Source organism: Kaistia nematophila, from assembly GCF_026343855.1.
GTDB lineage: Bacteria > Pseudomonadota > Alphaproteobacteria > Rhizobiales > Kaistiaceae > Kaistia > Kaistia nematophila.
This window is the reverse complement of sequence record NZ_JAPKNK010000004.1, coordinates 101,302-122,527: the sequence shown is the minus strand read 5'-3', so window position 1 is coordinate 122,527 and position 21,226 is coordinate 101,302. Positions and strand designations below refer to the sequence as shown.

The window sequence follows — 21,226 nt, the reverse complement described above, 5'->3', positions numbered from 1 at the left end:
TATATTCTTCGACACGAAATTAATCCCTCGCCGAAGGCGGCCATCGCACGCGGCGATGGCCCTTTGTCCGCGCTCGATCAGACCAGAGCGTCGGGACCGGCGCCGCAGACCAGCGCGCCGACCTTGTGACCGGCTGGGAAGGTCAGCACCTTCTCGCGCAGCGCCGCGATCGCGGCGGCGCCGGAGAGGTCGGCGGCGATGCCCATCTCGAACCAGAGCCAGCGGCTCGCCTCCAGCATCGCCTCGTCGGAGACGAGGACGATGTCGTCGACATGGTCGCGCACCAGCTCGAACACGCCCGGGTCGGTCTCGGCGCAGGACATGGTGGCGACGCGGCTGGTCACCGCCGGCAGGCGGACGACGCGGCCGGCGTCGAGCGACGCCTTCAGCGTCGGCGAGCCCTCCGGCTCGATGCCGATGATCCTGACTGAAGGCTTCAGCGCCTTGATGGCCACGCCCATGCCGGAGATCAGGCCGCCGCCGCCGATCGCCACCAGCACGGTGTCGACGTCGGGGATCTCTTCGAGCAGCTCCAGCGCCGTCGTGCCCTGGCCGGCGATGACGTTGCGATCGGCGAAGGGGTGGAAATAGGCGGCGCCGTTTTCCTTGGCGAAGGCGAGCGCGTGCAGGTTGGTCTCGTTCCAGATGTCGCCGATGATCTCGACGGTGGCGCCCCAGCGCTTCAGCTTGTCGACCTTGGCCGGCGTGATGCTCTTCGGCACGAAGATCGTCGCCGGCACGCCGGCGAGCTTGGCCGCGCGGGCGGTGGCGAGGCCGTGATTGCCGCCCGACGCGGTGACGACGCCGCCGGCCAGTTCTTCCTTCGGCGTGGTTAGCAGCTTGTTGCTGGCGCCGCGCGCCTTGAACGAGCCGGTCGGCTGCAGGCATTCGAGCTTCAGCGACAGGTCGGCCGCGGTGACCGGCTCGGCCAGGGCCTCGGCGCGGATGTTGGGCGTGCGGCGGATATAGGGCGCGATCCGGCCGGCGGCGGCCTGGATATCGGCGAGTTGGATCATTTCAGCGAACCCCCATAGGGCGAGGCGACGACGAGGCAGCAATTGCCGGGACGGACCCGGCCGGGCTGGCGACGACCATAGAGGATGCCGTCGGCGGCGTAAGCGAGTTCCGCCGGCTTGCGGTCGGGGTGCGACAGGAAATGGATGCGGCCGGCCGGCTGGCCGCGCGAAACCATGGTGCCGTTCCTGTGGAAAGGTTCGAACACGCCGTCGTCGTCGGCGAGCACGAAGGCGTCCGATCCCGGCAGTTCGAACAGGCGCTGCTCGTGGCGCGGCGGCGTCGCCATCTCCGGCGGCAGGACGCCGAGATGCGACAGCACGTTGCGGACGCCGCGGCGGCAGATGTCGAGGGCGTCGAGCGAGACCGTGCCGCCGCCGGCCATCTCGGTGCCGACCACGGTCAGCCCGGCGCGGGCGGCCGAGGCGGTGGCGGTGCGATGGTCGCCGCGATTGTCGATGACGACGACGAGCGGCGCGTCGAAGGCGGTGACGGCGGCGACGTTCTTCGCGTGCTGGACGGGATCGGCGACCGGCTCGATCACCGCGCTCGGCATCAGGTCGAGCGACGAGCCGCCGGAATGCAGGTCGAGGAAGGCGTCGCCGAGCGGGAACAGCGCGTCGTTGACGAAGGCCGAGATCTGCTGGGTCGAGGTGCCGTTGGCGTCGCCCGGGAAGGTCCGGTTCATGTTGAGGTCGTCGATCGGCGAGGTGCGGCGCGCCTGCAGCACGGCCGGCAGGTTGATCGCCGGGATGAAGATCAGCCGGCCGGCGACCTTGCCGGGGTCGAGGTCGCGGATCAGCTCGCCGAGGGCGATCGGGCCCTCATACTCGTCGCCGTGATTGCCGCCCTCCAGGATGACGGTGGGGCCGCTGCCATTCTTGATGACGGCGATCGGAATGCGGATCACGCCCCAGGCGTCGTCATGGACGGAGAGAGGCAGATTGAAATAGCCGCTCTGCTTGCCGTCCTTGTCGAAGTCGACGGTGCATTGTGCCAGTTGTTTCGCTTTCAGGCCCATTTTCTGCTCTGTGCGGGGACGACCAAGGGATCTCTAGGGATGCGCGGTCGGGACGGAGGATGATGAAGCGACCGTAGATTCTATCACTGATGATATCAAGAGTTGATATGTGATACAATGCGTGGGCATGCTGGACGCATTGCCATCTTGCGCGCCGGCGCGCGCCCGGCGATGACCTTCACCAAAGGAGAAACGCCATGACCAGTGCCAAGCGGCCATCCGGCGGGAAGGGTGCCGACAACGCCAAGAAGGCCGTCTCGGCCAGTATTGAGAATGCCGAGCCGGCCAGGCTCGCGAAGCCGTCGAAATCGTCCAAGGCCGCCGATGCCGGCAAGGCGGTCGCTGCCGTCAAGTCGGCCAAGCCGGCGACCGGGCGCGCTGCCAAGGCGACGGCCGGCAAGCAGGAAAAGCCGGCTTACAGCGCGCCGGCGCTGGAGAAGGGGCTCGACGTGCTCGAACTGCTCGCCAGCCTTTCCGAGGGCGTGACGCCGAGCCAGATCGCACAGCAGCTCGGCCGGTCGCTGCAGGAGGTCTATCGCGTCGTCGTCGCGCTGGAACGGCGCGGGTACATCCAGCGGCCGCCGGGCGAGGAAAGCCTGGTGCTCTCCACCAAGCTGCACGACCTCTCCTATCGCTATCCGCCGATGCGGCGGCTGATCGACGTGGCGCGGCCCGTGATCAACCGCGCCTCGATCGAGGCCTACCAGGCTTTCCATCTGGCCGTGCTCGACGGCCTGTCGATCCGCGTCGTCGCCCAGGTCGACAGCCCGGCGCCGCTCGGCTTCCGCCTGCGCGTCGGCACGCAGAACCCGGCCATCCGCACCGCGTCCGGCCGCCTGCTGATCGCCTACCAGTCGCCGTCGATGCAGGAATGGCTGTTCGAGGCGATCGGCCAGAACGCGCCGAAGAGCGAGGTCGACTGGCTCAAGAAGCGCGTCGAGGTGGTGCGATCGGTCGGCTACGAGATGATCGTCGGCGAGGCGCTCAAGGGCATCACCGACATCAGCTTTCCGATCCTCGACGCCGAGGGGCATGCGCCGGCGGTGCTGACCATGCCGTTCCTGGCCTCGGCGACCGAGAAGGTGCCGATGGAAGATGCTTCCCGCATCCTCTACGAGGCCGCCGCCAGCATCACCACCCTTTTCGGCGGCCATCTGGCCGAGCCGCGCTTCCCGCTGGCCAATACCGGCGGCCCGGTCGGCGGCTAGGGCGCGGGCTCCGTCAGGCTTCACGATCGGGCCGCACGGCCAGACGGAAGACCTCGTCGAGCCAGAGCGGCTCGCCATCGGCCGTCTCGTAGCTCTCGAAGAGATGCGAGAGCGTCGCGGTCCAGCGCTTCTGGATCGCGCTCGCCCGCATGATCGCTTCGGCGGCGCGGTAGCCGTCGCGGCCGCGCAGGCGCGAGACGACGATCTCCTCGTGGCGCCAGATCTGGTAATCCTCGAAGCCGGCCGCCTCGATCTCGGCCAGCAGTTCCGGCCAGACGGCGGCATGCCAGCGGTCGTATTCGGGCCCGGCGCCCGGCTTCAGGCGATAGAGGAACAGCACCGGCTCGCCCGGCTTCGGATCGCGTTTCATCGGACGGCTCCCGCGATGGCGCCGGACAGGATCTGGCGCTGGAAAAGGATGTAGACGAGGATGACTGGCGCCAGCGCGACGATCAGGCCGGCGCTGATCAGCGGGATCGAGACGTCGTACTGTCCGGAGAGCAGGGCGACGCCGACCATCAGCGTCTTCTTGTCGGAGCCGCCCAGGATGACGAGCGGCAGCAGCAAATCGTTCCACATCCAGACGAAGTTGAGGATCGAGAGCGCGGCGATCGCCGGCGTCGAGATCGGCAGCAGGATCGAGAACAGGATGCGGATGTCGCCGGCACCGTCGAGGCGGGCCGCCTCGATCAGTTCGTCGGGAATGGCGCGGAAATAGGCCGACAGCAGGTAGGTGCCGAGCGGCAGGCCGAAGGCGGCATAGGCGAAGATCAGGCCCTGATAGGTGCCGCCGAAGCCGAGATCGAGGATTGTCTCGTAGAGCGGGTAGATGATCACCTGGCTCGGAATGACGAGCATGGCGATGATGAACAGGAACAGATAGTTGCCGCCGCGGATCTTCAGCTTGGTGACGGCATAGGCGATGAACAGCGCCGCGATGGTCGATAGCAGCAGGCCGCCGACAGTGGTGACGAGGCTGTTCAGCAGCAGCCGCCAGACCTTCATGCGCTCGAAGGTCTCGAGATAGTTCTCGAGCGTGATGTCCGGGATCAGGCCGAGCGGATCCGAGGAATAGGCGGCGCGCGTCTTCAGCGAGTTGATCACCGTGAAGAGCAGCGGATAGAGCGTCACCACGGCGAGGATGACGAGGAGGGCGGTCACCACCCAGCGGGTCAGCACAAGGCGCATCGACGAGATCGTCATGGCGGGGGAAGGGGCCGGTTGGGTCACTTCTTCTGGGCTCCTTCGACATACATGCGGCGGACCACGAAGGCGGAGACGAGGGCGACGAAGAGGAACAGCGCCATGCCGATGGCGGCGCCGAGACCGCGGTCGAGGAACTGGAACGTCGTGGTGAAGACGAGGAATTCCGGCAGCACCGTCGCTGTGCCCGGGCCGCCCTTAGTCAGCGCGTAGATCAGCGGGAACATCCAGATCAGGATGCCGGAGGTGCACAGCACCGCCCAGTAGCCGATCACCGGCTTCATCAGCGGCATGATGATGTAGGCGAGCAGCCGCCAGAAGCCGGCGCCGTCGAGCTTGGCCGCCTCGACGACCTCTTCCGAGACGGTCGAAAGGCCGGAGAGATAGGTCAGCACGCCGAGGCCGAAGAAGCTCCAGAGCGCGACGGCGGTCAGCGACAGCAGCGCGCTGGTCGGCCCGTTCAGCCATTCGATGGCGAGCGGCGCCAGGCCGATGGCGCGTAGCACCGCGTTGAGCGGGCCGTCCGGGGCCAGGATCTGGCGGAACATGATGCCGACGACGATCGGCGCGATCATGTAGGGCAGGAAGAACGCGGCGCGGAAGAACTTCCAGCCGGGCGTCTTCTGGAACAGGAGGAAGGCGATGACCAGCGGCAGCACGATCCAGACCGGCAGCGTCGCGAAGGCGATCAGCGCGTTGCGGAAGGAATCGTGCACCGAGGGGTCGGCCAGCATGGTGCGGTAGTTGGCGAGGCCGGCGAAGGTCGGATCCTCGAAGCCGCGCGTTTCCAGGAAGCTCAGCCAGATGCCGCGCAAGAGTGGCACCAGCTTGAACAGGATCGCCAGCGCCAGGCCCGGCAGCACGAACAGGAGCGCGATCAATGTCTCCTTGCGGACGAGCACCCGCTGCGCCGCCCGGTTTGGCGCGGTCGCCAGATTGGCCGCTTCAGCCATCGAAATTCCTGCCTGTTGCTGGGGGAGACGGGGAGGCGGAACCGGGTCCGCCACCCCCATTTTGTTAACCGCCTGTCAGCGCCCTGTTACTGGCGCTTGCTCGGGCTCTGCTCGAGCGCCTTCTGCATCCGCGCCGTCCAGTCCTCGATCGACAGGCGGCCGAGGGCGACCTCCTGCCAGCCGCGAGCGAGGGCATCCGCTTCCTGGCCCGAGAGCAGCACGCCGGCATGCAGCGTCGGCGTCTTGATGATCTCGAGGATCTGGCTGAGCGCCTGCGACTTCGGCAGCACCGAGGGATCGACGTTCTTGTTGAGCGAGATGCCGCCGGCGATCTTGGTCAGCAGTTCGGCGTTCTCCTTGCCGGCGATGAACTTCACGAACTTGAAGGCGGCGTCCTTCTTGTCGCTCCAGTCGGTGACGCCGAAGACGGAGCTCTCGATGCCCGAGAAGCTGTTCGCCAGCGGCGCGTCGGCGACGATGGTCGGCCAGCGCATGGCGCCGAGGTTCTCGTCGCCCAGCACCTTGCCGAAGGCGGCCCAGTTGACGGCGTCGGAGATGATGGTGCCGGCGAAGGCGGCGTTGCCGCTCTGGAAGATATCGGCGCCGTCGGGCAGCATGGTGATCGAGGGGGCGCTGGAATTGGTCCAGCCCTTCTCGGTGATCGAGGCGAGGCCCTTCAGGACGTTGACCATCTTCGGGTCGGTCCAGGGCATCTTGCCGGCGAGCATGGCGCGCATGTCGTCTTCGGTCAGGTAGTTGCGCGCGATCTCCGGAAAGTTCCAGTAGGCTGGGAAGATGCCGGAGAGGCCGATGGCGATGCAGGTCTTGCCGATCGCCTTCACCTTCTCGCAGGCGGCGCCCATCTCGTCCCAGGTCCTGGGCGGGTTGGCGGCGTCGAGGCCCGCCTCGGTCAGCACCTTCTTGTTGTAGTACATGACGTTGCCCTGATAGCCGAAGGGCAGGCCGTAGCAGGACTTGCTGGTGTCGAAGTTCAGGCAGCCGCCGCTATAGGTGATCAGGTCCTTGCCGGCTTCCAGCACTTCCGGCGGCAGCTCGGCATAGGCGCGGCGACGGTCGAACAATTCGAGGCCGGCATTGTTCTCCATCACGTCCGGGCCGCTCTTGGTCGTGATGTAGGGGCCCTGGACTTCCGGATAGCGGTCGAACGGCACCGTCTCAAGCTCGACCTTGATGTCGGGGTTCTGCTTCTCGAATTCGGCGACCAGCGCCTTCCAGTAGTCGGCGCCGCCCGGCTCCCAGTTCAGCACGCGGATCGTCGTGGCGTCGGCGGCGAAGGCCGGGCCGGCGAGCGCCGTCATCGAGGCGAAGGCGAGGCCGGCGAGCATGGTGCGGACGGATCGGCTTTTCTTGCCGGCCGCCAAAGAGGTCGAATGCATGGTGTGTCCCTTCCGTCAGGTTTGGTCGCGCTGCTGTTCTGGAATCGAGCCCGGTTCCCGCCGGCGGCTTTGCCGCCGGTCCGGTCCGGCCTTCAGTCGGGTCGCCGAACGGCGCGCTCCCGCCGCCGCCGTCGCTTGCGCGAGGCAGCCGGAAGAAGGCGCGATTGAAGCGGTCAGCATCCCTGTCACCCCGCCATGGCCGCTTCCCTTCAAGCGGGATTTTTGCGCGGCCATGCGGCAACGCTAGCACAGCGGTTTTTCTATTGAAATAGTAATTTCTTATAAGAAATCACTCTGCCGTGGCCGGCGACCGGACAGCAAAAAGCGGCCCGCCGCGCGGGGTGCGGCGGGGTAAAGCATTTAAAAATATAAAGAAATATCCGCCGGCGACGCCTCTCACCTCTCCCATGGGGAGAGGTCGGAGCGAAGCTCCGGGTGAGGGGATGCGATTTCGCCGGTGAGGCCTGAACCCCTCACCCGCCGGCCTGCGGCCGTCGACCTCTCCCCATGGGAGAGGTGAAAGCAAGACGCTATGACTTGGGGTGCCAGCTACACCGCCTGCGGGACGATGCCGCCGAGGCGGCTGGAGGCGAGGCAGGCGTCGACCAGGGCCATGGTGCGGATCGAGTCGTGCACGTCGGTGTCGAGCACGCTGTCCTCGCCGGCCGCATAGCGCTGCAGGTTCGACATCACCGCGCCAAAAGCGTCCGGCACGCGCTCGCCGACCAGCGGGATGCCGGTCCACTCGCCGCCCTCGACGATCACTTCCAGCTTCTCCGGCACCGGCTTCAGATAGTCGTGCAGATAGCCGAGATCGAGATGGGCGCAGCCCTTGGTGCCCTCGACGCGGATGGTCGCGTCGATGTGCTTGGGGCCGTAATTGTAGGTGTGGTTGAGCGACAGGCAGCAGCGCGCCTTCGGGCCGTAGTCGAGGATGATGCTGGAGCGCGCATCCTTCAGGTCGGGATAGCGCGGATGCGGCACCGCCTTGGCATAGACGCTGTCCGGCTCGCCGAGGATCGAGCGGATCCAGTCGAGATAGTGGATCGAATGCAGCGGGATCTCGACGGCGTCGAGATGCGGGATGAACGACCACATCTCCCACGGCATGTAGACGGCGAGCCGCACTTCCAGTTCGACGATGTCGCCGAGCAGGCCGCGCCGGACCGCGTCGCGGATCGCCAGCATCGACGGCGTGAAGCGGAGCTGGAAATTGGTGGCGGCGGTGATTTTTCGCGCGTCGATCGCGGCGAGGATCTGGCGCGCGGCGGCGAGATTGGCGCCGAGCGGCTTCTGGATCAGCGCGACGCTGCCGACCGTCAATTGCTCGACGGCGCCGAGGATCGCGACCGGCGGCAAGGCGAGGTCGAACACCGTGTCGTCTGTCCGCGCGGCGATCGCCGCCGCCATGCTTTCATGGACGACCGGAATGTCGAACTGCGCCGCCACGGCGCGCGCCTTGGCCTGGTCGAGGTCGAAGATGCCGGCGACCGGCAGGCCGATCTTGCGATAGGCGGGCATGTGGGCGCTGCTGACGATGTCGCCGGCGCCAATGATCGTGATCGGCCGCGGCTGGCTCGGCATCGGCCAGGTCTGTTCGAGATTCAAGCCAGCCGTCATGCCACCCTCCGAAGTGCCGCCAGAGCGATCCGGCAGCCTGAAACTGTCTATTTGTATCACTGACGATAGTCGACGTTGATATTTGATATGAGATGGGCAATCCTGTCAACAACGCGGGAAGTCGCCGCGCGACAGTCCAGAGGAGGATGACGGGATGGTTGGTACGGGTGAGGTTCGGATCGCGGGACGGGTCGGGCTGGAGGGCGGCGAACGGCACGTGCATGCGGCACGGCGGCTCAGCGCGGCGTTTCCGATGCTCGAATTCGTGCCGGCCACCGCGGCTTCTTCCAGCCTGCCCGTCATTCGCCTGGTCGAGGACAAGTCGCAGGCCGAGGGCGCCTTCACGCTCACCGTGCGGCCGAGGGGCGGCTCGAACGCCGAGATCACGATCACCGGTGGTCCGTTCTCCGGTGTCATCTATGGCGCCGAAGAACTGATTTCTCGCGGCAAGGTCGAAGGTGGCGCCGTGCTGGTTCCGGCCGGCGAGCGCCGCGTTGCGCCGGGCCTCGCCTATCGCACCTTCTGGACCTGGGACCATTCGACCAACTGGGAACTGTCGCAGGTCGGCCACCAGGAAATCGGCGTCTTCAATCCCTATGGCAAGCCGCCGGCCGGCTTCCTCGGCGACTATACGCGCCTTGTCGATTTCGCCAGCCGCAACCGCATTCCCTCGGTCGTGATCTACGGCTTCCTGCGCAATTCGCATGGCGGCATTGAGGCGGCGCAGGAGCTCTGCCGCTATGCGACCGAGCGCGGCGTCCGCATCGTGCCGGGCATCGCCATCGGCTCCTATGGCGGCGTCTACTGGGAGGGCGACCACCCCTATAATCTCGCCACTTGGCTGAAGAAGAACCCGCAGCACGCCGCGACGATGGAGAAGGGCGTCGGCTTCCAGATCGCTGACCTCGACTTCCCGCTCAATTTCCCGCGCTCCGATTACACCATGAGCGCCTGCCCGAGCGCGCCGGAGACGATGGACTGGATGGAGGAGGCGGTCTCCTGGCTCGCCGACACCTTCGAGATCGGCGGCGTCAACATCGAGAGCGGCGACTACGGCGTCTGCGGCTGCGCGCGCTGCGTCGCCCGCCGCAACAACGAGGCGGAAGCCGCCCGTCGCGTCGACGATCACGGCGATAGCTGGTCGCACACCGACATGGCCGAGAATTTCCCGCGCCTCTACCGCGCGGCGAAGGCCAAGAAGCCGGATGCGTGGATCTACAGCGAGCTGCAGTGGGACAACCTGTTCGACCCGGTCGCGCATGACGCCCAGCGCAGCATGCCGAAGGGCGCGATCTACCAGCACACCACCAACCGCACCTTCTGGGGCCGGCTGCAGAAGGAACTGACGCGCGCCGACGTGGAAAAACTGCCGACGCAGCCGAACGTCCTGCGCTGCCAGTTCGCCTGCCAGTGGAACGGCGACCGCCGCACCGAGCGCTATGCCTTCAACGGCCGCGTCTTCGCCGACATGAACAAGTTCTGTGCCGATGTCGGCATGGAGGGCCTGACGGTCTGGGGCGAGCCGTCGCCCTATCACGCGACGGTCGAGCTTTCCTATCTGGCCTTCGCCCGCTTCGGCTACGAGCCGGATCTCTCCTGGGAGCGCTTCATCGCCGAGGACGCGGCGCCGCTGCTCGGCGGCCAGGCTGCGGCCGAGCGCTTCGTTGCGGTCGCCGAGGAACTGGACGCGAACATCGAGCTGCCGGTCGAGCGGCTGAAGGCGCTGAAGGGCGAGGCCCGCGAGGCGTCGCGCCATAGCGACGACGAGGTCTCGCGCCGCTGGCTGAGCCTGGAAGACCAGATCGCCCGCCGCGTCTTCATGGGCCGCTAGCGCCCAATCGCTTCTCGGCCGGGCCGTCGGCCCGGCCGAGCACAGGATTACCCGCCATGAGCCAAAATCGCTCTGGAGGCGGGGAAAGTCGGCGTCCTAGACTGGTGAAAAAGGGCGGAGATCGCGACGATCTTTCGCCTGCACCGGGGAGGACATCCGCTTGGCGGAACGAGCACATTTCGTCATCGTCGGCGGCGGCACCGCCGGCTGGCTGACCGCCTTCATCATCGAGGACAGCGCCCGCCGCCAGAAGCTCGACATCCGCGTCTCGGTGGTTGAATCCTCCAAGATCCCGACCGTCGGCGTCGGCGAGGGCAGTACGGCGGCGATGCGCGTGCTGTTCCAGCATTTCAAGATCGACGAGTTCGAGTTCTTCCGCGAGACCGGCGCCACCTTCAAGCTCGGCATCCGCCACACCGACTGGCGCCGCAAGGGCTTCACCTATTACGGCCCGATCGACGACCCGCACCAGGTCGTCGCCGCGCCGCCGGGCGCGCCCTCCGACTATCTCAACGTCTATTGCGTCGCCGCCGGCCGCAAGGTGCAGGACATGCACCTGTTCGGGCCGCTGCTCGAGCAGAAGAAGGCGCCCTATGCCAGGAAGGCGGACGGCTCGCTGATCGCGCTCGGGCCGTTCCACCACGCCTTCCATTTCGACCAGGCGCGGGTCGGCAAGTTCCTGAAATCGAAGTCGAAAGGCGTCGCCATCGTCGACGCGGTGATCGAGGGCGTCGAGCGTGACGGCGAGAGCGGCGACATCACCGCGCTCCAGCTCGATACCGGCGAGCGGCTCGAAGGCGATTTCTTCATCGACGCCAGCGGCTTCCGCAAGCGGCTGATCGTCAAGGAGCTGAACGCGCCCTGGATCTCCTACCAGAAGGAGTTGCCGGTCAACCGGGCGCTGCCGTTCTGGCTCGACATCCAGCCGGGCGAGGAGATCAATAATTATACCCATGCCTGGGCGCAGGAAGCCGGCTGGATCTGGCAGATCCCGACCCAGGGCCGCTATGGCTGCGGCTACGTCTATTCCGACGAGTTCAAGACGCCGGAGGAGGCGAAGCGCGAGGTCGAGGCGACGCTCGGCCGCGAGATCGAGGTGCGCGACGACATCCGCTTCCAGATCGGCCGGCTGGAAAACGCCTGGATCGGCAACTGCCTCGCCGTCGGCCTGTCGTCGAGCTTTCTGGAGCCGCTGGAATCGACCTCGATCCACGGCACCATCGTGCAGATGATGCTGTTCACGCAGCGCTACATGAAGCTGCCCAAGGCGATGACCGCCGCCGACCGCGCCGATTACAACCGCCGCGTCGGCCGGCAGGTCGACGATTTCCGCACCTTCGTCAACACCCACTACGTCACCGAGCGCGACGACACGCCGTTCTGGCGCAACGTCAAGGCCGAGCGGCTGCATCCCGAAACCAAGGAGCGGCTGGCGCACTGGAAGCGCGAAATGCCCCGTCGCGAGCATTTTGGCGATTTCCTCGACGGCCTGCCGCATGTCGAGACGCAGTTGCACTATCCCGTCCTCGACGGGCTCGGCCTGCTCGATCCAGCCGTGGCGCAGGCGGAAATGGCGAAGTCGCCGGCGCTCCGCGCCTTCGCCCGCCAGACCGTCGACAGCCTCGTCAAGGAATACCGCCAGGCGGCGTCGAAGGCGCTCGGTCACGCCGAATTCCTCGAGCATGTGAACCAGCATGGCCGCTGACCCCGCGCTCTCCTGAAACGAAAAAAGCCCCGGCGATGAAATCGCCGGGGCTTCCGCGTGCCGCGCGCCGGGGGGAGGGGCAGGCTACGCCACGCCTTGGCTTGATCGATCAGGCGACGCGCTGCCTGGCGGCTCCGCGCGCCCATTCCGGCAGCCATTCGCCGTGGGCTGCGAGCAGATCGTCGACGAGATGCCAGATCTGGTCGAGATCGAGCTCGGCGGCAGTGTGCGGGTCCATCATCGCGGCGTGGTAGATGTGGTCGCGGTTTTCCGTCAGGAGCGCCTTCACCGTCAGTTCCTGCACGTTGATGTTGGTGCGCATCAGCGCGGTCAGCTGCGGCGGCAGCTCGCCGATATAGGTCGGCTGCACGCCCGAGGCGTCGACCAGGCAGGGCACTTCCGCCGCGCAATCGGCCGGCAGCGAGGTGATGCAGCCATTGTTGCGGACGTTGCCGTAGATGACCGAGGGTTCGCCGGTCCAGACCGAGTTGATGATCTCGGAGGCGTATTCCTTGCTCTGCGAAACCTCGATCCGGTCGGCCGTGCGGTACTCTTCCGCCTGGTTCTTCCAGCGGGCGATCTGCTCGATGCAGCGCTTCGGGTATTCGTCGAGCGGAATGCCGAACTTCTCGATCAGGTCCTCGCGGCCTTCCTTGATGAAATAGGGCGTGTATTCGGCGAAGTGCTCGGAGCTTTCGGTAACGAAATAGCCGAGGCGGGTCAGCATCTCGTAGCGCACCTTGTTGGGGCAGCGCGGGTTCCAGCCGGGCTTCGGCGCGCGGCCTTCGCGATAGCCGCGGACGAGGTCCGGGTAGAGGTCGCGATAGGAGCCATCTTTCTGCCGATGCTCGAACTTCAGGTAGAACGCCATGTGGTTGATGCCGGCGGCGCGGTAGCGGATTTCCTCGTAGGGAATGTCGAGGTCATGCGCCAGCTCCATCGCCGTGCCCTGCACCGAGTGGCAGAGGCCGACCTGGCGGATGGTCGGATACTTGGCCGTGATCGCCCAGGTATTGATCGCCATCGGGTTGACGTATTGCAGCATGATCGCGTTCGGGCAGACCTGGAGCATGTCCTCGCAGATCTTCCAGAGATGCGGAACGGTCCGAAGCCCGCGCATGATGCCGCCGACGCCGAGCGTGTCGGCGATGGTCTGGCGCAGGCCGAAGCGCTTCGGCACTTCGAAATCGGTGATCGTGCAGGGATCGTAGCCGCCGATCTGGAAGGCGACGACGACGAAATCGGCGCCCTGGAGCGCCTTCCTCTGGTCGGTATAGGTCTCGACCTTCGCCTTGGCATCGAGGGTGGAGGCGATCTTGCGGACGACGACGGCGCTTTCTTCGAGGCGCTGCGGGTTGATGTCCATCAGCGCGATGGTGGCGCCGGACAGCGCCGGGCGCTGCAGCACGTCGCCGACGATGTTCTTCATGAACACGGTCGAGCCGGCGCCGATGAAGGTGATCCTGGGATTGGCAGTCATGGAAGAAGCTCCGGGGTAGGCAGAATAGTTAGGCGGCTATTTCGAACGCCGCGCGGACGAGGCGGGCGGTGTATTCGCTTTGCGGCCGGGTCAGCACCTCGCTGACCGGCCCCTGTTCGACGATCTTGCCGTGCTGCATGACGATGACGCGATGGCAGAGCGCGCGCACGACCTTCAGGTCATGCGAGATGAACAGGTAGGAGAGGCCGCGCTCGTCCTGCAGCTTGCGCAGGAGATCGATGATCTGCGCCTGCACGGAGAGGTCGAGCGCCGAGGTCGGCTCGTCGAGCAGGATGAATTCCGGCTCCAGCGCGATGGCGCGGGCGATGGCGATGCGCTGGCGCTGGCCGCCGGAGAATTCATGCGGGAAGCGGCCGAGGATTGTGTCGGGCATGCCGGAATCGCGCAGCGCCTGGCGGACGCGCTCGAGCCGGTCGCGGCGATCGGCGCCGATGCCGTTGACGATCAGGCCTTCCTCGATGATCTGGCCGATCGACATGCGCGGATTGAGCGACGAGAACGGATCCTGGAAGACGATCTGCATGCGCGAGCGCAGCGGCCGCATCGCCTTGCGGTCCTTCGTATGGATCGGCTCGCCGTCGAAAACGATCTCGCCGGTCGAATGCTGGATCAGCCGGATCAGCGCCTGGCCGAAGGTGGTCTTGCCGGAGCCGCTCTCGCCGACGATGCCGAGCGTCTCGTGCCGGCGCAGTTCGAGGCTGAGGTTGTCGCAGGCGAGCAGCTGGAAGAAGTCTGGCTTGAACAGGCCGCCGCGCTTCAGCGTGTAGGCGACGCGGACATTGCGGCCCTCGAGCACGACCGGCGTGCCCTCGGGAAGCGGATTGGCGGATCCCTTCGGCTCGGAGGCGAGCAGGTGGCGCGTATAGAAGTGGCGCGGGTTCTGGAACAGCGCCTCGGTGACGTTGTGCTCCTTCACCTCGCCATGCTGCATCACATAGACATAGTCGGAGAACTGCCGGACGATGGTCAGGTCGTGCGTGATCAGGATCACCGCCATGCCGTAGCGCTTCTGCAATTCGCGGATCAGGTTGAGGATCTGCGCCTGCACGGTGACGTCGAGTGCGGTGGTCGGCTCGTCGGCGATCAGGATGTCCGGCCGGTTGGCGAGCGCCATGGCGATCATGACGCGCTGGCGCTGGCCGCCGGAAAGCTGATGCGGATACTGCTTGATCCGCGCTTCCGGGTCGGGGATCTGCACCTCTTTCAACAGTTCAAGCACCCGTGCGCGCGCCTGGGCTCGGGTCATCTTGCGGTTGTGGATGTGCAGCACTTCGGCGATCTGCTGGCCGATCGTGTAGACCGGGTTCAGCGAACTCATCGGTTCCTGGAAGATCATGGCGAAGCGGTTGCCGCGCAGCCGGCGTTTCTGCACGTCGTTGAAGGCGAGCACGTTCTTGCCCTCGAAGTCGATGCTGGCCTCCTTGGCGACCGTTGCCCGCTTCGACAAGAGGCCCATGATGGTGCGGGCCGTCACCGACTTGCCGGAGCCGCTCTCGCCGACGATGGCGATCGTCTCGCCCTTGTGCAGCTGGAACGAGACGTCGCGCACGGCATCGACGGTGCCACCCTCGACCTTGAAGGTGACGGCGACGTTGCGGGCGTCGAGGATCAGCTCGCGGCCATGCGCGTTCAGGTCGTAGCGTTCGGCCGGGGCGAATTCGTTTGGGGTCGGAGCCATGTGCTTCGCCTCCTAATACGGGTCGATCGCGTCGCGCAGGCCATCGCCAAGCGCGTTGAACGCGAAGACGGTGATCAGCACGAAGACGACGGGGGAGAGGATCCACGGATAGGAGCCGATCACCGAGAAGGCGCCGGTATCCTGCAGCATCAGGCCCCAGGAGATCAGCGGCGGCTTCACGGCGAAGCCGAGGAAACCCAGGAAGGATTCGAGCAGCACGATGGTCGGGATCGCCAGCGTCACGCCGACGATCACGTGGCTCATGACATTGGGCAGGATGTGGCGGAAGATGATCCGCCCGTCGCCGGCGCCGATCGCCATGGCGGCGCGGACATATTCGACGCGCGCCAGCGCCAGCGTCTTGCCGCGCACCTCGCGCGACAGCTGCGCCCAGCCGAGCGCCGCCATCACGCCGATGACGAAGGCGATGAAGACGTTGGAGGGCGCCGTGATCGGAATCAATGAGGTCAGCGCCAGGTAGAGCGGCAATTGCGGGAAGGCGAGCACCAGCTCGACGAAGCGCTGCACCCAGGCATCGATCCGTCCGCCCATATAGCCCGAGGTGATGCCGATCGTGGTGCCGACGGTGGTGGTGATGAAGACGACGATCAGCGCGATAGTAAGCGAGATGCGCGACCCGACTATGCCGCGGGAAAGAATGTCACGGCCGAACTTGTCGGTGCCGAGCAGGTGGATCGGCGCCCCGTCGCGCGAGCCGAACAGGTGGATGTTGGACGGGATCAGCCAGAGGATCTTGTAGTCGAAGCCGCGCACGAACAGGCTCAGCACATGCGGGTTCTTGAGATCCGGGCCGTTCATCGGCTGGAAGGTCACCGGGTCGAGTTCGTCCGTCTCGACGATCGGATAGATGCGCGGCACGAAGGTGAAGGAGCCGTCCGGCTCGAAGAAGGAGATGTGGTCGGGCGGGGCGAAGCCGATGCCGTTGGCGCGCGGGTCCACCGGCGCCACGAAATCGGCGAACAGCGCCATCAGCAGCAGGCCGATCACCATGACGAGGCCGATCATGCCCATCACCGAGCGGCGGAAGCGGCGCCAGACGAGGGCGAAGTAGCCCTCGTTGCCATGGACGAAGCGAGCGTTGGTGGTGCTCGGGCTCGCGGGCGGCAACGTGGTCGTCGTATCGGTCGTGTCGGTCATGCGTTGCCTCCGCCCAGCCGGACGCGCGGATCGAGCAGCGCCAGCAGCATGTCGGCGATGATGTTGCCGATGATCAGGGTTGTCGCGAGCACCAGCATGAAGGTCGCGGTGACATAGACGTCGCCGACCGCCATCGAGCCGACGATGGCCGGGCCGACCGTGGCGAGCGCGAAGACGATCGCCACCTCGATCTCGCCGGTCAGCATGTAAGGCAGCACGACGCCCTGATACATGACGAGCGGATGCAGCGCGTTGGGCACGGCATGGCGCAGGACGACCTGCGATTCCCGCAGGCCCTTCGCCCGCGCCGTCTCGACATATTGGGCGTTCAGCGTGTCGAGCAGATTGCCGCGCATGACGCGCATGTTGTAGGCGAGGCCGCCGAAGGTCGCGATCGCGACAACGGGCCAGATATGCTTCACCAGATCGACGAACTTGGCCCAGGACCAGGGCGCGCCGCCATATTGCGGCGAGAAGAAGCTGCCGATCTCCTGCACGTTCAGTTTGAAGGCGAGGATGTAGACGATGATGATCGCCATCAGGAAGCGCGGCACCGTCATGCCGAGGAACGACACGAAGGAGAGCGTCGAGTCGATCCAGCTGTACTGGCGGGTCGCGGCGATGATGCCGAAGGCGATGCCGAACATCGACGCCAGGATGTGGCAGGTGAGCGCCAGCAGTAGGGTGCGCGGCAGCCTTTCGGCCACAACCGTCGAGACGGGCTTATTGTAGAAGAAGCTGTCGCCGAAATCGAAGCGGGTCAGGATGCCCCAGATCCAGCGGAAATACTGCACGATGATCGGGTCGTTCAGGCCATGCGCCTGGCGGTAGGCCTCGGCCTGCGCCTCGGCGACGACGGCGGAAGCGCCGCCCTGGTTCATCAACTGCGCACGGATGAAGTCGGCATAGTCGCCGGGCGGAGCCTGGATGATGGCGAAGGTCACGACGCTGAGCACGATCAGCACCGGGATCGCCGCGAGGATCCGCATGATCAGGAAGCGAAACATGGGGGGCAACAGCTCCCTGCTTGGGCCGGAGGGGAACAAGGGGGCGGCATGCCGCCCCCTTGTCCGGATCTATGGAACGGGCTCGGTCGTCAGCCCGCTGCCGGTCAGCCTTTGGCCGGTCCTTCCTTGCCGCCGGGAGCGCCGGGCAGCGTCTCCGGGAACAGTTCGTACTTGCCCTGCTTGTCGGCCGGCACGAACACGCGCTCGCGGATGATGCTGTCCTCAGCCCAGTTGAACAGGTTGATCGGCACGCCCTTCGGGATGTTGGCGAAGCGCTTGTTGATGATCAGAGCGCCCGGATACTGGGTCAGGCCGATGCCGTAGACATTGTCGGTGTAGAGCTTCTGGAACTGCTTCATCAGCTCCTTCTTCTCGGTCGCGTCCGGCGTCGTGATGAACTTGTTCACGACGTCGACGATCTCCGTCTCGAACGGCAGCAGGTCGAGCTGGCCATCCTTGCCGGCGCGGTGGAACCAGCTGGTCTTCGGGCCGACCGGCGCGAGGTTCACCGTCTTCTGCACGACGGAGGTCAGCTCTTCCTGGTTGCGCAGGACCATCCAGTCGAACTGGCCGCCCTGTGCCAGTGCATCGCGCTGCTTGCCCTCGACCTGATTCAACAGGACGCGGATGCCGAGCGGCTCCATCATCGCGACGATGCCGTCGGCGAGGCTCTTGTCGGTCTGGTAGTCGGCGTTGACGAGGAGGGTGACCTCGACGTTCTTGCCGCCCGCCGTTCCCGCCGGGAAGTTGACGATGCCGTCGCCATCCGTGTCCTTCAGCCCGGCCAGCGCCAGTTCAGCCTTGGCGCCTTCGAGGTCGAAGGGATAGTAGGCGGTCGAATCCTTGTCGTAGTAGGTCGTGCCGGAATAGATGCCGCCCGGGTAGATCGTCGTGAACGGACCCTTGACGAGCGACTCGCCGAGGCGCTTGCGGTCGACGGCCGATGTGATCGCCTTGCGGAAGTGTTCGTTGCGGTTCAGTTCGCGCACGGCCTGGCCGCGCTCGTCCGGTTCGCCCCAGCCATTCGCCGAGAGGTTCGGGTAGAGCGAGTAGCCGATGATGCGCGGGCCGAATTCGAGCCGGGCCGGGGCGTCGGCGCTTGCCGAGCGTTTCAGCGCCTCGACGAAGCCTTCCGGCTGCTCGAGATTGGCGAAGTCGCCCGAACCGGCCACCGCCTGCACGTCGCGGTCCGCCCAGGTCGAGAGCTTGTAGTGCAGCTCGTTCAGGTAAGGCAGCTGGTTGCCCGCCTCGTCGACCTTCCAGTAGTAGGGGTTGCGCCGCATGACGATGATGTCGTCGGGGCGATATTCGACCGGCACCCAGGCGCCCATCACCGGGATGTTCAGATATTCCGGCGGGAAGGCGTTCTTGTACTGCTCGTAGGTGTTCTTCGAGTATTTCGGATGCTGCGGCTTCAGGATATGCGCCGGGCCGGGGCAGAAGGTGCCATAGGCCATCTGGTAGAGATACTGCTTCGGGAACGCTTCCTTGAAGGTCCAGATCAGCGTGTAGTCGCCATCCGCCTTGAGCGTCGTGCCTTCGCCGAACGAGGCCGGCGTGGCGCCGTTCAGCGGCGTGACGTTCGGATCGTTGACGTTGTCGTTCCAGTAGAACATCGCGTCGGCGGTGGTGAAGGGCACGCCGTCCGACCACTTGGCGCCTTCGACCAGGTGCATGGTCAGCGTGTGGCCGTCTTCCGACCATTCCCAGCTCTTGGCGAGGTTCGGCAGCGGCTGCAGTTCGTCGACCTTGATCTGGAACAGCGGACCCGTGCGGGTCAGGCACTCGGACAGGCCGATGTCGATGCCGCCCCAGCCCTGCGACTGGCCGGCGGTGTAGTTCCAGCCTTCCGGCCGGCCGCCGATGACGTGGCGCATCGTGTCGCCATAGACGCCGATGCCGTCGACGGTGTTGCTCTTCTTGTAGACCATCGGCTCCTTCGGCAGGCGGTCCTTGACGGCGGGCAGCTTGCCGGTGGCGACGAAGTTCTTCGTGACCCAGTCGGGCTCGTGATATTCGGGCAGCGCCTTGAATTCGAGGATGTCGTTGACGCCGACATAGTCGATCTTGCCCTGGGCATCGAATTTCGGCGGATCGGGCGGCGTGATCGGAGCCTTCACCTGGGCCGTCGCGGCCAGGACCGAAACGCTCAGGAGCAGGCCGGCCCCACCAAGAGCCAATGCGTATCTGTTCATAGTTCCTCCCCTTTGAACGGCATCGACGCGACGCGCCGCCGCCTAGTCCCTTTTGCATTCCACAGCGGCAGCCGCCGAAGCGCCGTCCCAAGGGCGCGTCAGCGGCCACCGATCCGGCGCGGTGGCTCCTCCCGCCGCGCCGGATCCAGCTGTCGGGCCGGCGGCTACTCCGCCGCCTCGGCCCTTTCCTTGGCCCGCTCGGCGCGGACGGTCTCGATGCCGCGGACTTCGCGCCGGGCGGCGCCCTGCCAGTCGCGGGTCGCGACCGTCTTGTTGGCGAGCCGCGCCTTGGCGTCGTCGATGGCGTGGGCGTATTGCGGCAGCCAGCGCGCCTGGGCGACCAGCAGCTCGTCGACCATCTGCCAGACCTCGTCCGGCTGGCAGATCGCGCCGACCAGCGGGTCGTGCAGCACGGCGAGCTTCAGAAGCTCGACGTCGCCGGTGACGGCGGCATGCACAGCCATGCGCTGGACGTTGATCGACGACAGGCAGGTGGCGGCGCAGGCCTCCGGCAAGCGGATGCCGGCCGTCATGTTGAGGCCGAAACGGTCGACGAAGCCGGTCGACTCGATGATCGCATCCTCCGGCAGGTTGGCGATGATGCCGCGGTTCTTGACGTTGAAGTGGCCGCGATAGACGCGCCCGGTCTCCAGCGCCTCGAGGATGTGGCTGGCATGCTCGTTCGAGCGCTTCTTCGGATCGAGCGGCTTGCCGGCGTCTTCCAGGAACTTCGGGAAGTCGGTCTCGAACCAGTTGCGCGTCTCGGTCGAGTGGCGGAGATAGCCGCCGGTCTCGCCATGGATCCAGTTCGACATGTCGATCCAGCGATGGATCTCGTCCGGCCGCTTGCGGTACCAGGGCAGGTATTCCGACAGGTGGCCGTTGCTCTCGGTCGAGTAGAAGCCGAAGCGCTTCAGGACGTCGATGCGGACCTTTTCCTGCTGCGAATAGACGGGATGCGCCTCGAAGGCGGCGATCAGTTCGTCCTTGCCGATCTTGCGGCCGCGGAAGCGGATGTCGACGTACCAGGTCTGGTGGTTGATGCCCGAGCAGATGAATTCCAGCTCGCTCTCGTCGGTGGCACCGAGCACCTCGGCGATCTGCTCGCCGCCATGCTGCACGCCGTGGCAGAGGCCGATCGTGTCGACCTTGCCGTATTCGATCGCCGCCCAGGTGTTCATCGCCATCGGGTTGGCGTAGTTCAGGAAGCGCGCGCCCGGCTCGGCGACTTCGCGGATGTCCTTGCAGAAATCGAGGATGACCGGGATGTTGCGCTGGCCATAGAGGATGCCGCCGGCGCAGATCGTGTCGCCGACGCACTGGTCGACGCCGTACTTCAGCGGGATGCGGATGTCGTCGGCATAGGCTTCGAGGCCGCCGACGCGCACGCAGCTGATCACGTAGCGGGCGCCGGCCAGCGCCTCGCGGCGGTTGGTGGTCGCCGTGATCCGGGTCGGCAGCTTGTTCTCCGCGACCATGCGGTCGAGGATCTGGCGGACCATGGAGAGATTGTGCTCGCTGATGTCGGTCAGCGCGAATTCGACCTCGCGCAGTTCCGGCACGCAGAGGATGTCGGAGACCAGCTTCTTGGTGAAGCCGACGCTGCCGGCGCCGATAATGGCGATCTTGAAACTAGACATGGCGTTTCTGGGGTTCCTCGGGGGCGGTCGTCGCGCCAGCGGCGCTATGCCAGGCCGCGCGGCGCGATGGGGCATTCAGAAAAGGTTCGAAATTG

General features: G+C 66.0%; 16 protein-coding genes. 3 read left to right on the top strand and 13 right to left on the bottom strand.

Annotated elements, in window-relative coordinates; genetic code table 11:
• Positions 1–77: 77 nt before the first annotated feature.
• On the bottom strand, positions 78–1,016 hold the full coding sequence (locus tag OSH07_RS11420) for a threonine ammonia-lyase (RefSeq protein WP_266338776.1): 939 nt from the start codon (positions 1,014–1,016) through the stop codon (positions 78–80).
• Complete coding sequence (locus OSH07_RS11415; RefSeq protein ID WP_266338775.1) at positions 1,013–2,035, bottom strand: succinylglutamate desuccinylase/aspartoacylase family protein; 1,023 nt, start codon at positions 2,033–2,035, stop codon at positions 1,013–1,015. Before OSH07_RS11415 ends, OSH07_RS11420 begins: the two co-directional genes overlap by 4 nt.
• A gap of 197 nt (positions 2,036–2,232) precedes the next feature.
• On the opposite strand from OSH07_RS11415, the gene OSH07_RS11410 reads away from it, so the two are divergent.
• On the top strand, positions 2,233–3,243 hold the full coding sequence (locus OSH07_RS11410; protein WP_266338774.1) for an IclR family transcriptional regulator: 1,011 nt from the start codon (positions 2,233–2,235) through the stop codon (positions 3,241–3,243).
• A gap of 13 nt (positions 3,244–3,256) precedes the next feature.
• Here OSH07_RS11410 and OSH07_RS11405 read toward each other — a convergent pair whose 3' ends face one another.
• The 5 genes from OSH07_RS11405 to OSH07_RS11385 all read right to left on the bottom strand — a co-directional run bounded on the left by OSH07_RS11405 (position 3,257) and on the right by OSH07_RS11385 (position 8,416).
• Positions 3,257–3,613: an L-rhamnose mutarotase gene (locus OSH07_RS11405; protein ID WP_266338773.1), complete on the bottom strand. Its 357-nt coding sequence runs from the start codon at positions 3,611–3,613 to the stop codon at positions 3,257–3,259.
• The gene (locus tag OSH07_RS11400) at positions 3,610–4,473 is read right to left on the bottom strand and encodes an ABC transporter permease subunit (protein ID WP_266338772.1); all 864 of its coding nucleotides are present in this window, start codon (positions 4,471–4,473) and stop codon (positions 3,610–3,612) included. Before OSH07_RS11400 ends, OSH07_RS11405 begins: the two co-directional genes overlap by 4 nt.
• Positions 4,470–5,399: a carbohydrate ABC transporter permease gene (locus OSH07_RS11395; protein WP_266338771.1), complete on the bottom strand. Its 930-nt coding sequence runs from the start codon at positions 5,397–5,399 to the stop codon at positions 4,470–4,472. The genes OSH07_RS11400 and OSH07_RS11395 overlap by 4 nt, the downstream gene beginning before the upstream one ends.
• Before the next feature lie 86 nt (positions 5,400–5,485).
• Positions 5,486–6,796, bottom strand: a complete 1,311-nt coding sequence (locus tag OSH07_RS11390; protein ID WP_266338770.1) for an ABC transporter substrate-binding protein — start codon at positions 6,794–6,796, stop codon at positions 5,486–5,488.
• Positions 6,797–7,345: 549 nt separating this feature from the next.
• Positions 7,346–8,416 carry a Gfo/Idh/MocA family protein gene (locus OSH07_RS11385; protein ID WP_266338769.1) on the bottom strand — a complete coding sequence of 357 codons (1,071 nt, stop codon included), beginning with the start codon at positions 8,414–8,416 and terminating at the stop codon, positions 7,346–7,348.
• 154 nt (positions 8,417–8,570) lie between these two features.
• Here OSH07_RS11385 and OSH07_RS11380 point away from each other — a divergent pair, with 154 nt between their 5' ends.
• Complete coding sequence (locus tag OSH07_RS11380) at positions 8,571–10,247, top strand: hypothetical protein (protein ID WP_266338768.1); 1,677 nt, start codon at positions 8,571–8,573, stop codon at positions 10,245–10,247.
• 160 nt (positions 10,248–10,407) lie between these two features.
• The gene (locus tag OSH07_RS11375) at positions 10,408–11,952 is read left to right on the top strand and encodes a tryptophan halogenase family protein (protein WP_266338767.1); all 1,545 of its coding nucleotides are present in this window, start codon (positions 10,408–10,410) and stop codon (positions 11,950–11,952) included.
• Positions 11,953–12,061: 109 nt separating this feature from the next.
• Here the strand turns inward: OSH07_RS11375 and melA (OSH07_RS11370) are convergent, their stop codons facing one another.
• From melA (OSH07_RS11370) to melA (OSH07_RS11345), 6 genes are all read right to left on the bottom strand, one after another.
• A complete protein-coding gene (gene melA, locus OSH07_RS11370) occupies positions 12,062–13,432 on the bottom strand; it encodes an alpha-glucosidase/alpha-galactosidase (protein ID WP_266338766.1) in 1,371 nt (456 codons plus the stop codon).
• Between the two features lie 28 nt (positions 13,433–13,460).
• Entirely contained in the window at positions 13,461–15,131 is a 1,671-nt protein-coding gene (locus OSH07_RS11365; RefSeq protein WP_266338765.1) for an ABC transporter ATP-binding protein, read from the bottom strand.
• 12 nt (positions 15,132–15,143) lie between these two features.
• The gene (locus OSH07_RS11360) at positions 15,144–16,289 is read right to left on the bottom strand and encodes an ABC transporter permease (protein ID WP_266338764.1); all 1,146 of its coding nucleotides are present in this window, start codon (positions 16,287–16,289) and stop codon (positions 15,144–15,146) included.
• Positions 16,286–17,296, bottom strand: coding sequence for an ABC transporter permease (locus tag OSH07_RS11355; RefSeq protein WP_266338763.1), 1,011 nt, complete (start codon positions 17,294–17,296; stop codon positions 16,286–16,288). The genes OSH07_RS11360 and OSH07_RS11355 overlap by 4 nt, the downstream gene beginning before the upstream one ends.
• A gap of 104 nt (positions 17,297–17,400) precedes the next feature.
• Positions 17,401–19,491, bottom strand: coding sequence for an ABC transporter substrate-binding protein (locus OSH07_RS11350; RefSeq protein WP_266338762.1), 2,091 nt, complete (start codon positions 19,489–19,491; stop codon positions 17,401–17,403).
• 164 nt (positions 19,492–19,655) lie between these two features.
• On the bottom strand, positions 19,656–21,131 hold the full coding sequence (gene melA, locus OSH07_RS11345) for an alpha-glucosidase/alpha-galactosidase (RefSeq protein WP_266338761.1): 1,476 nt from the start codon (positions 21,129–21,131) through the stop codon (positions 19,656–19,658).
• Positions 21,132–21,226 lie beyond the last annotated feature (95 nt).